At 37.1% G+C, this 11,333-nt stretch carries 12 protein-coding genes and 1 pseudogene; 6 read left to right on the forward strand and 7 right to left on the reverse strand.

What is annotated here, in order from left to right; genetic code table 11:
• The first annotated feature begins 133 nt into the window (after positions 1 to 133).
• The 3 genes from cynS (at position 134) to CUN59_RS18465 (ending at position 2,304) form a co-directional block, all read left to right on the forward strand.
• Positions 134 to 574 carry a cyanase gene (gene cynS / locus CUN59_RS18455; protein WP_104389221.1) on the forward strand — a complete coding sequence of 147 codons (441 nt, stop codon included), beginning with the start codon at positions 134 to 136 and terminating at the stop codon, positions 572 to 574.
• A 304-nt stretch (positions 575 to 878) separates the two neighbouring features.
• On the forward strand, positions 879 to 1,256 hold the full coding sequence (locus tag CUN59_RS18460) for a tyrosine-type recombinase/integrase (RefSeq protein ID WP_104389222.1): 378 nt from the start codon (positions 879 to 881) through the stop codon (positions 1,254 to 1,256).
• A 370-nt stretch (positions 1,257 to 1,626) separates the two neighbouring features.
• Positions 1,627 to 2,304, forward strand: coding sequence for a lipoate--protein ligase family protein (locus tag CUN59_RS18465; protein ID WP_104389223.1), 678 nt, complete (start codon positions 1,627 to 1,629; stop codon positions 2,302 to 2,304).
• Between the two features lie 47 nt (positions 2,305 to 2,351).
• Here the strand turns inward: CUN59_RS18465 and CUN59_RS18470 are convergent, their stop codons facing one another.
• Both CUN59_RS18470 and CUN59_RS22170 read right to left on the reverse strand, forming a co-directional pair.
• Entirely contained in the window at positions 2,352 to 2,555 is a 204-nt protein-coding gene (locus CUN59_RS18470) for a hypothetical protein (RefSeq protein WP_104389224.1), read from the reverse strand.
• A gap of 117 nt (positions 2,556 to 2,672) precedes the next feature.
• Positions 2,673 to 2,927: pseudogene (locus CUN59_RS22170) on the reverse strand (glycosyl transferase family 1); the annotation flags it as partial.
• Between the two features lie 205 nt (positions 2,928 to 3,132).
• On the opposite strand from CUN59_RS22170, the gene CUN59_RS18480 reads away from it, so the two are divergent.
• The gene (locus CUN59_RS18480; RefSeq protein WP_438501833.1) at positions 3,133 to 3,273 is read left to right on the forward strand and encodes a glycosyltransferase family 2 protein; all 141 of its coding nucleotides are present in this window, start codon (positions 3,133 to 3,135) and stop codon (positions 3,271 to 3,273) included.
• A gap of 523 nt (positions 3,274 to 3,796) precedes the next feature.
• On the opposite strand, the gene purT is transcribed toward CUN59_RS18480, so the two are convergent.
• From purT to CUN59_RS18495, 3 genes are all read right to left on the reverse strand, one after another.
• Complete coding sequence (gene purT / locus CUN59_RS18485; RefSeq protein ID WP_104389225.1) at positions 3,797 to 4,978, reverse strand: formate-dependent phosphoribosylglycinamide formyltransferase; 1,182 nt, start codon at positions 4,976 to 4,978, stop codon at positions 3,797 to 3,799.
• A 320-nt stretch (positions 4,979 to 5,298) separates the two neighbouring features.
• Entirely contained in the window at positions 5,299 to 7,113 is a 1,815-nt protein-coding gene (locus tag CUN59_RS18490; protein WP_104389226.1) for an ABC transporter permease, read from the reverse strand.
• Positions 7,114 to 7,382: 269 nt separating this feature from the next.
• Positions 7,383 to 8,333 carry an ABC transporter ATP-binding protein gene (locus CUN59_RS18495; protein ID WP_104389227.1) on the reverse strand — a complete coding sequence of 317 codons (951 nt, stop codon included), beginning with the start codon at positions 8,331 to 8,333 and terminating at the stop codon, positions 7,383 to 7,385.
• Positions 8,334 to 8,532: 199 nt separating this feature from the next.
• On the opposite strand from CUN59_RS18495, the gene CUN59_RS18500 reads away from it, so the two are divergent.
• A complete protein-coding gene (locus CUN59_RS18500; protein ID WP_104389228.1) occupies positions 8,533 to 9,054 on the forward strand; it encodes a photosystem I assembly protein Ycf3 in 522 nt (173 codons plus the stop codon).
• A 96-nt stretch (positions 9,055 to 9,150) separates the two neighbouring features.
• Positions 9,151 to 9,441: an Asp-tRNA(Asn)/Glu-tRNA(Gln) amidotransferase subunit GatC gene (gatC, locus tag CUN59_RS18505; protein WP_104389229.1), complete on the forward strand. Its 291-nt coding sequence runs from the start codon at positions 9,151 to 9,153 to the stop codon at positions 9,439 to 9,441.
• Positions 9,442 to 9,681: 240 nt separating this feature from the next.
• On the opposite strand, the gene CUN59_RS18510 is transcribed toward gatC, so the two are convergent.
• Both CUN59_RS18510 and CUN59_RS18520 read right to left on the reverse strand, forming a co-directional pair.
• Positions 9,682 to 10,200: a hypothetical protein gene (locus tag CUN59_RS18510; protein WP_104389230.1), complete on the reverse strand. Its 519-nt coding sequence runs from the start codon at positions 10,198 to 10,200 to the stop codon at positions 9,682 to 9,684.
• 555 nt (positions 10,201 to 10,755) lie between these two features.
• On the reverse strand, positions 10,756 to 11,160 hold the full coding sequence (locus CUN59_RS18520) for a hypothetical protein (protein WP_104389231.1): 405 nt from the start codon (positions 11,158 to 11,160) through the stop codon (positions 10,756 to 10,758).
• Positions 11,161 to 11,333: the final 173 nt, after the last annotated feature.

Genomic DNA, 11,333 nt, shown 5'->3' on the forward strand with positions numbered 1-11,333 from the left:
TAGAACAGATTAGAGAAAACCCTTATCTGCAATTAGGGCAGTAGTTGAGAGATGATACAACCTGCAATCGCCTCTTCTACGTCCTCATGGTAAGATTTATTCGGGCAAAATTATTCACCCTTAAATTTACCAGATGTCTATTCCTGAAATTACGCAAACTTTATTAGCGGCAAAGAAAGAGAAAGGTTTAAGCTTTGCTGATTTAGAAAAAATTCTGGGACTGGATGAAGTATACATTGCGGCTATATTCTACCGTCAAGCTAGTGCATCACCCGAAGAAGCTAAGTTATTAGTGGAAGCATTGGATTTAGCCCCCGTCTATATCCAAGAGTTGACCAAATATCCAGTTAAGGGATTGGGACCTGTTGTCCCAACAGACCCACTGATTTACCGCTTCTATGAAATTATGCAGGTCTATGGCTTCCCGATTAAGGAAGTAATTCAAGAAAAGTTTGGTGATGGGATTATGAGTGCAATTGACTTTACCTTAGACGTGGAAAAAGAGGTAGACCCCAAAGGCGATCGCGTTAAAATTACCATGTCTGGTAAATTCCTACCGTACAAAAAGTGGTAGTCTTTGACTCATCAAAGTAAATTCTGTACAAGGGGTAAAAGTTAGGTCGAGGGGGAGATCATACTCCCCCTCGACCTAACTTTACCTCATTAACATTCTTATCAGCAAGCCAATAGACAATCCAAAAGAAATTAATGTTGTAAAGGTACTTATGAGGAGAATACCAAATATAAGGAAAAATACCGTTGTAAACAGTAAAAGTTTGGTTTTACCTCGATAAGAGGAGCGATCGCCTGGTTAATAATCCTTGTCTAGGTTTCGTGTAAACTGGTGTTATCCTTAAAAGTTAAGGACGGAATCTACCATGAAAGTAGCAGGAAACGGACAGGCCAAAACCCTCAATTCGGATGAATTGAGATTACTGTTTGATAAGAGTTTGACTAACCCACGCGATCGCACACTGTTTGCTATTTGTCTTTTTACTGGTTGTCGGGTGTCGGAAGCTCTCAGACTTCAGACGACTGATATCAAAAGCGAAACTCTAACCTTCCGTAAGTCTACCACTAAAGGGAAGTTGAAGACTCGCGTGGTTGATATCCAAGATGGGTTGGCAGAATTTTTAGACGCATATACCCCTAAGCCAGATCCTATGTTCCCCGGTAAGCGTGGGGTGACTGAACGATTAACAAGATATAATTATATGGAAATTGCCATCCCATTGATAGCAATTCTGCTTCGGTAAAGTCGTACTCTTGCCAAATTTCTTCAAAATTCATAGTTTTGCCTGGGGTTATATTAGGGAAGCAAAATAAAGTGGGTTTCTACACGAGTTCCAGGTTGTCCAAATGCGTTGAGCGCTTGTTCTCCCGGTGCGCCGCCTCCAGGTGCATTATAAACGCGGGCATTATTTCCACAAGACTTAGACTTTACTCTATTGTTTGTGAGTTCTTCTTAGTTGTTAAGTTTTCTTGCGATAAAACCTGACATTTCACCTTTCTTAATTTTCCGAGTAACTTGTCACTGTTCAATGGGAAAATTGTCTGTAGTTCAATTTGGAGTATCAGCAGGTGTGGCGACTAATTCCTACTTTAACGGCATCTGGAGATGTGCAGATGGCTATTGACCGGTGGTTATTAGCACAGCATGAATCAGGAAAACATCCGTCAACTTTACGTTTTTATACTTGGTCGCCACCTGCAATTTCTCTCGGTTATCATCAACGGCAATATCCCGAATTTTGGCAAGATTTAACTTGGAAAGGCGAAAAATTAGATTTAGTGCGTCGTCCCACCGGTGGCAGAGCGGTTTTACATCAAGGTGATTTAACTTACGCTGTGGTAACATCAGGACTGGAGGGAAATCGTCTGGATGTATATGCAAAGATTTGTGAGTTTCTGATTCAAGGATGGCGATCGCTCGGTGTAGATTTATATTACGGCCAAGCTGGGCGGGGTTATATCCACAATCCTAATTGTTTTGGAACTGCCACAGGTGCAGATTTAGTTTTAGCAGATGGTTCTAAACTGATTGGTAGCGCCCAATTACGCAAAGGTCAAGCAGTTCTCCAACATGGTTCTATGCGATTAAATCCCGGTGCAGATTTGTTTGCCAAAGTATTTAATCAAGAGTTTTTTAATACTGGAAAATTGCCAACAAATATTAATGAAGAAATAATAATTAACGCCTTAATAGAGTCCGCTTGTAATTGTTTTGGCATGGAAATAGAGATTAAACCTTTATCTCCAGATGAATGGGAGGAAATTATTAGGACTTACGCAAGATATGACTGAAAACCTTATTCTTGGGTAGGGGTAATTCATGAATTACCCCTACTTTCTTAATTTTTATCTTTCGCCTGATGTTTACTTTTGATATTGTGATGTTTTAATTGCAGTTCATACCATTCATTTAAACAGTATTCTGACCAACAAAAACAGTATTCATTCCAGCAGAAATCACATAATCCTTTTTCTTTTGTTTGATCATTATCATCTGATTTATGCAGGATACAAGTGCGAGGACAATGGTGATAACTATTCATGGTTTTATCTTTGGCTAAATTAAAAGTAGAAACTGCTATTTACCTAAACAAACTTGTTCATAACATTGACCGGCAATTTGCCATGTAAATTCCTTTTCAATTAGTTGTCTAGCATGATAAGAAAGTTGAAATCTCATTTTTCAGTATTCCTGTTGAGTTACCCCCATCTACGGGACGATCAAAAATAACCAGGTTATCTGCACAATCTTGTAAACCAGCTATTTCTGCATCTGTAACATCGGACTCCCGTTGAGTTACGAAAGTAATGCTATGATTTTGACTCAGAGACTTGAGTAAATTAAATGTCCTGACCTGTGTTCCTCCTTCAGTGGGTGGATAGGGAAAGATTGAAGATATCATTAAGATATTCATAAACCTAATAACTTTGAGGTCAGTATTGTTTCCTTTGTATCTGGACTATATTTACCAAAATATAATAACACCATGTTCCTTTAGACACTTAAATAATTACAAATTTATACTTTAAGTTTTGTTATTTGCCCAAAATTTTCAGTAAAATTACAGTTTAGTAAATCCAGTTAAAAAAGTACATTTACCTGACCAGATTTTTTGTATTATGCCTAAAGTTGGCGTTTGCATTTCTACTTATAACCGAGTAAATTTACTCGCCTACGCTGTTAAAAGTGTACTATCTCAAACCTACACAGATTTTGAACTAATTATCTGCGATGATGGTTCTACCTGGAGTTTAGACTAAGACATGACAAAATGACCCAGAAGGACTGAGTTGACAAATTACATAGCTCAAACTAGAAAAACTAAGAGGTTAAGCCGATTTAGGTTGTTCCTTCTTGGGTCTAGGAGTAGTCTTTTTGACCTGGAGTTTAGACTAATTTGCCATCCTATTCCGCCAAAGTCTCTCTAGGCAAGGCTTTAAGGGTTTCCAAGTTATTTTACGTCTTGTAAGTCATAAACCTTATACAGCAAGGGATTGAGCCTACAAGAAAAGATTTAGTCTAAACTCCAATTCATTGCTGCTAAATGTCAGTTAGTCCAAACTCAAGTTCAATCTGTGAGATACAGCAGTTTGCGAAAGTATGAGGTACACATTTTGCGGGCAAGACTTGTACTGAGCTTGTCGCGTGGCGTTAGCCATAGTATGCCCCCACCACAAAAGTTTGATTATGGTTGTACCTCATTTGAATGAAATATGCTGTATGTATTAATGTTTTATTCTAAGAGGTTATTTGAAAAGTCATGATTGATGTATCAAATATTTTTTACCTTTCCCCTGTTAATAATTTAACTTTACTAGCGGCTGTTGTCGCTTTTTCTCTAGCTTCTTGAATATCACCACCTTTAGCTAAAGCTACACCCATGCGACGATAGGGGTGGGCAGTAGGTTTACCAAATAATTTAATATCTACATCTTTTATTGCTAAGGCTTCAGCTACACCAGTAAAAGTAATAGAATCAGATTTTTCGGAAGCTAAAATTACCGCACTGGCGGAAAATCCTAACTGTTCAATGTGGGGAATAGGTAAACCTAAAATCGCTCGCAGATGTAATTCAAATTCATTCAAATTCTGGGAAATTAATGTCACCATTCCTGTATCGTGAGGTCTAGGAGAAAGTTCCGAAAAAATCACTTCATCTTTAGTGATAAAAAATTCCACACCAAAAATACCTGCCCCACCTAAAGCATCAGTCACCTTTTTGGCAATTGCTTGAGATGCTAAAATTTTATCTTCAGAAATAGCTGCGGGTTGCCAGGATTCTTGATAATCTCCTCTTTCTTGACGGTGGCCAATGGGATCACAAAAAATTGTCGGCGCGTCCCATTGTTTAATTGTTAATAAGGTAATTTCAATTTCAAAATTTATAAATTCTTCCACAATTACCTTTTGACTATCACCACGAGAATTAGAAATAGCATAATTCCAGGCTTTTTCTACTTCAGTTCTATCATTAACTACAGATTGACCTTTGCCAGAAGAAGACATCACAGGCTTAACAACATTGGGAAAACGAATTTCTTCAGAAATAGTAATTAGTTCTTCTAAGGTGACAGCATAACCATATTTAGCAGTTCTAATTCCTAATTCTTGATGTGCTAATTCTCTAATTCTGTCCCGGTTCATGGTGTAGTTAGTGGCCGCTGCTGTGGGAATAACTGTAATTCCTCTTTGTTCAAATTCTTGTAATTTTTCCGTTCTAATAGCTTCAATTTCTGGGATAATAAAATCAGGTTGATGTTTATTTACCACCGCTTCTAAATCATCAACACTGAGCATAGAAATAACTTCTGCACAGTCAGCAACCTGCATAGCGGGAGCATTAGTATATCGGTCTACAGCAATAACATAATTACCTAAACGTTGAGCCGCAATTACAAATTCTTTGCCTAGTTCTCCTGAACCAAGCAGCATTAATTTTTGGGGTAGTTTTAGCGCCTTAATCATGAGTTTATGGTGATTATTAAAAGAATACAAAAACTTTAGATCCCCGACTTCTCTCAGCAGTCGGGGATCTGATTTGTTCTCATTGATTATTTACATATAATGATCACATCGTCAAGTTTTAAATAAATGTTTATTTGTGTAGGTTGGGTTGACGCAAGGAAACCCAACATGATGAATATTTTTGTTGGGTTGCCCTGTCGCTTAACCCAACCTACTTTCAAATATTAAATATTTATTTTCATATTAATATAAAAAAATAACCGCAGATAAACGCAAATTATTCGCGGTTATCGGCGGCTATAAATTCGAGAATTACTAAATTATCGTTCTGCTAATAATGCTTTGGTTGCAGATTCTCCTAAAATTCCGATTTTGCGATTTAATTGGAAATTTAACAAAGCTACAACGGTAAAATCAGCTAAAAGTGCTATGAAAATTGTTGTTATTTCTGCGTATTCTATCGCTGCCCAAGGGAAGGTAGAGAATAACCACAAAGTTGGATTTTCTGATGCACTAATCCCCAAAATTGAGAGCATAATTGATGGGAGAAACATGGCTACACTTATAGTTCCCACTGCCCATACATAACGCTTGGGGTTTTTCATCAGTAGCATCAGTTGAGCAATTGTGGCATAAATCAACATTAAACTCAAGGCTAAAACCATAGCTAATATGACTTTACTCTTGTCCATGTTGCCATTATAGAAATTATCAGGGGAGAATACAATCCAAATTATAGTGGGAATACTAGCAATTAATAGATTAATCCCTATTGCCACAATTGCCGGGCTTTTTTCACCGAATACTAAATCTTGTAATAAAGATTTATTTCGATGATTTTGATGTCTATATCTTGCCCAATCTTGGATAGTTTGCCTCTGGGGTGAAAGGATAATAGTTAAAGCCAACACTAAGACAAAGTTGAATAAAGATGTGAGGAATATCATCCCTACATCGTATTTATCATCAACTCCGGGTATAGTCAATCCCAAAAACATTATCTGAGCAAAACCTACAAATAAATAACTTTGTCCTTTACTCAATATTGTACTATCTACATTCCGAAAGCAGCGTTTCATTGCTTGCCAAATACCGTAGGTACAAATTCCGTAATTAACTAAATGAAAGCCAACTAAGGTAATGAAACTTTTGCCTATTGGTAGAAAGAAAAATTCTAGCTTGTTGATTGATGAATCTTGATATGAACGAAACAGATTAGGAAATAGATAATTGGTAATATCCCAGGGAGCGAAAAATCTAATCCAAGTTAGGGGATTATTGAATTCTCCATAGGATGATACTATTGTCATTGTCATCAACAAGAATACAAGTACAGCACCGCTACCTAACCAGGGTTGAAAGCTGCTAAACCAACGACTAACTAAACCAAAAATCAAGGCTGCACTGTAGAAGAAAACACAACTAGCTGCAAGAATAGCGTAATAACTAAAAATGTAACTGGTGGCGATGTTTGCAGAATGTCCAGCCCAAAAATGTAGAGGAATTGCTGTAAAAACAAAGAGATAAATTAAACTAGGAACTCCGAGAATTTTTCCTGTTAAAATGCTGGTTTCTGTTTGGGGACTCAGGCGAATAAAATTCAATGTTCCCCTTTGTTCTTCTTTGGCTAAATCGCTGATGAGTAAATAAGTTCCCCCAACTAATAGGCTAAAAATCAAAATTACGCTCAATGTTAAAAAGGTGTATTCCCAATGGTCTCGCCACCATAATTGCCAATCTATTTGATCTAAAGGACAAAGGTTTTTAGATAAATAACTCCGTAAGTTATTTAATTCACTTTCAACTTGATTAAGTTGGGATTGTAAATTGGGAATTATGCTAGGATCTGTTAGGTTAATTTGTTGATAATTTGATATTTTTTGACTGAGTAAGTTTTGTTGTCTATAAAGTTCTTGTTCTTGCTGTTCGTATACTTTTCCTAAAGTACAGTAAGAAGCTCTAAGATAGTAGGTTTCATCGGGAAATTCTCGTAATTGAAACAGAAAAACTATGAGTTGCAATAACAAGGAAGAACCCATAGAAATGATGAGATTAAAGCCTTTTAATCTGCCTTTAAGTTCTCGAAATAGTTGGGGATTTAATTCTCCCACCCTATCTATAAAATTTAGTAACATCGTCTAGACCTCCAAAAATTGAGAAGTTTTATTTTTAAACAATTTTAACTTTGAAAATGAAATCGTAAGGATTTAGGGAACAGTTAACAGGGAACAGGGAACAGGGAAGATAAAAGAAAAATGGTAAGTATTCAGCTATAGCTCTCGTTCGCGCCCAGATCCCCGACTTCTGTGATTAATTGTGTCCATAAATGATAAATTGATCAAAGAAGTCGGGGATCTTTTTACCTTACCTGAATTCTGACAATAAATCCAAAATCTAAAATTATCTATGATGCTTGTTTGTGACCTAATTTGAGGAAAATGGTTTCTAGGTCTTCTTGGGTACAGTGAAACTCTGTGATGGGAATTCCTATACTGACAAGCGATCGCAATAAATCGGCAGCATCTTCTGGTTTACCAGAAAAATTGACTCGCACGCTATTTTTACCAGGTATTACCTCCCATTCTTCAACTAAAGGATGGTTTTTAATTTCCCTCACTAATATATCTATATTGCCCAAAGTAGACACAAAAATCTGCTGTTGAGACAGACGTTGATAAAGATGTTGAAGTGAAGAACTTTCTACTAAAAAACCTAGTTCCATAATGCCCACGAATGTACACAACTCCGCTAAGTCGCTGAGAACATGGGAAGAAATTAAAATTGTCATTCCTGCTTCTTGCAAAGCTTTAATAATTTCCCTAAACTGCATCCTGGCAATGGGATCAAGTCCCGAAACAGGTTCATCTAAAAGTAGTAAAATTGGTTCATGAATAATAGTTCGGGCTAAACTTAAACGCTGTTTCATCCCCCGTGAGAGAGTATAAATCATGGTATTGCGTTTATTACCCAGTTGAATGAGTTCTAAAACTTCGTGGAGGCGTTGGGTACGGTGTTTTCCTTGCAAACGATACAAACGGGCAAAATAATCTAAATAATCCCAAACTGTCAAATCTTCATATAATGGGTAGTCATCGGGCAAATAACCAAGACGACGTTTAAGTTTGAGATTGCTATGATCTCCCTCTAGGCGATCGCCATTAATATAAATCTCACCTGTAGTCGGTTCTTCAGCAGTGGCTAACATCCGAATTAAGGTGGTTTTACCTGCACCATTGGGACCAATTAATCCGTAAACTTCACCCGTCTGGATTTCTAAGTCAACATCATTAACAGCAACGTGTCTTTCAAATTGCTTAGTTAGTCCGGTGGTGCGAATTGCTATTTCTTTTACCATCGCGGCTGGGTTGGGGCTTGTGTGCAATAGTTAACTTAACCTGTTTCTACAGTGGAATTAGCCATTGTTTCGGAAATGGAAACAAAATTAGGAGGTACGGGGTAGGGGAGAAAATTCTGTTGCCTATTGCCCTAACTCAAACTACCGCAGATCGGTTAAATTAGCGGTATGCTGCAATTGAGCAACCATAGAGACGAATATGCCAAGAACACAGAAAAACGATAACTTTGTTGACAAATCCTTTACGGTGATGGCAGATATCATCCTCAAGATATTGCCAACCAACAGAAAAGCTAAAGAAGCCTTTGTTTATTACCGAGATGGTATGTCTGCCCAGGCAGAAGGTGAGTATGCTGAAGCACTAGACTACTATACAGAAGCTTTAGAAATGGAAGAAGACTCTAATGATCGGAGTTATATTCTGTATAATATGGGATTAATTTATGCCAGTAATGGTGATCATAATAAGGCTTTAGAGTATTATCATCAGGCCATTGAGTTAAATCCACAATTACCCCAAGCTTTGAATAATATCGCTGTCATTTATCATTTTCAGGGGGAAAAGGCGAGGGAAGCCGGGGATAATGACGGTGGGGAAGCATTATTTGATCAAGCTGCTGATTATTGGATTAGAGCAATTCGTATGGCTCCCAATAACTATATTGAAGCCCAAAACTGGTTAAAAACTACCGGGCGATCGCAAATTGACGTATTCTTTTAGATTAGTTATGAGTGATTAGTCGGTTGTTAGTTCTGCAATTTTAACTGACAACTGACAACTAACAACTGACAACTAACAACTAACAACTAACAAATTATGATTGATAGCGAACTGGTTCGTAAAGTTGCTAATTTGGCTCGTTTAGAATTAACAGCGGATGAAGAAGCAAAATTTACTACTCAACTCGGTAGTATTCTGGATTATGTAGAACAACTAAATGAACTGGATGTCACCAATGTACAACCGACAACCAGAGCTATTGATGTCAGCAATGTCACCAGAGAAGATATTCTCCAACCTTATCCTGAACGGAATGCGATTCTCAACAGTGCGCCGCAACAGGAAGGTGATTTTTTCCGAGTTCCTAAAATTCTAAATGCGGATTAACTAGAAACCGACTGAAGATATAGGAGATAGGGAGAAATTTGTCCTTCTCCTCAACTGTAATGCAATATAAAAGAGTAGAGACGCTCCGAGGAGCGTCTCTACATCCCCGTAGGGACAGGGGATTAGGGGATTAGGTTTTTGGGTATGAAACCAATATAGCAGATGATTTTTTATTTGCCAAGTATTGAACAATAATTTTTGTGTATTAGTATCAAAAATGGCATGGGCTGAAAATATTCTTTAATCAGTTCCTCCCCAAGTCCACACGGGATTACCTTTTTTCATCCCTTGTTTGACCACTATTAAAGGATAATTATTAGCATCAAACCCACCGGCTAAGTCAAGCATAAAGTATACTTTACCTTTGACAAAATGCAGCCGCAAATGATTAGTATTTCCAGTATATTTTTCCCCATTAATCTTGGTTATGCCAGCGGAGGCAAAGCATTTTGCATATTTGGGTTTTAGTGTTCCTACCCATGTAGTGCTAAAGCCATTATTTGCAGTGACAGAAATATTATTTGCGTACTCACTCAAATTTACATAACCATCGGTAGCAAAACCACCTTCTCGATAAGGTTGGGCGGTTTCCGTGACAATAACTTTATCTGGACAACTTTGTTTTTGCTCGTTTTGACTATAAACCTTGAGTTCGATTTTAGTTGCTGCATTTTGCGCTTGCACAGAAGAGGAAGGGAGTAAGGAGAGTAAAATAATACTGATTCCTATGGTTAAAGATTGAAAGGGAATATTAGGCATATATTTGTTGGATATCTTGATTAGTTCGTTGTTAAATTATTATGATGTAAGTATTCAGCTATGGCAACCTTTAACACCCAGATCCCCGACTTCTGGTGATCAATTTATAATTTATGGACACAATAAATAAAAGAAGTCGGGGATCTTATCACCTGATCTAAATGGTTATTCATACGTAACCTAATTATTGTAGCCCTACTTATAGCAGTGATACCTTCAACTTTTGAACCGTCAGCACTCCAGATAAAATGTTCTAACCATTTCTGTTTACGAGGATTAAAAAGTGATATTGTTTCACCACTTAAAGGATCTATAGACTCAGTTAAATTACTCTTGTATTCATTACAAGAACGACAAGCTAAACACAGATTTTAAAAAGTTATATCTCCGCCTTGTGAAACTGGTTTAATATGGTCATAGTTCATAGGAATACCGCTATTTGCCGCGGATGTTAAGCAATAACAGCAACGTGATTTATCATGATCAATGATTTGTTTTCTTAAACTTTCCGAAATATAGGTAGACACAAGAATTTTAATATTTTAAAGATTGGGTTTAAAGATTTGGTAAACTATATCCGCGCCAACGAAGTAAAACTGCCGACTGGGCTTTACGTAACATAAAAAGATCAGCTTGATACCGCAAAGATATTAAATTTAATCTTTCTGATTCTGTAAGTGTACCACTAGAATTTTTCTCTAATAAGGTATTATATTCTTCCATATCTGCTGCTGTCTTATGAGTATGGAAAATTTGCCAAAGAGTATGATCATCTAACTTATCTAAAGCCGCAATTTCCGCTTGAAATTCTTCTGGTACATCATCCCATACTGCTAGACTACCTACTTGTAAAGAATGAAGTATAACTTCTTCTAACGGGCGCTGGGTAGCATGGGCGGTATTAACTAACCGTTGATAGATAATTTCGGGTATTTGTAGGGTAATAGTTTCAGTAGGCATATTAAATTACTACGTTAATTTTCACTATTGATATTATTAGTATATCCTAAATTCAGGTAACTGAGTAATAGTTGGTTTTCCTTTCTAAAATTCCTGGACAATAATCCGTGCTTATTGAATATTATTATGATATAATCATAAGTAGGGTGTTTAAGCCCACATTCCGCACCCTT

This window comes from Cuspidothrix issatschenkoi CHARLIE-1 (assembly GCF_002934005.1).
Classification (GTDB): domain Bacteria; phylum Cyanobacteriota; class Cyanobacteriia; order Cyanobacteriales; family Nostocaceae; genus Cuspidothrix; species Cuspidothrix issatschenkoi.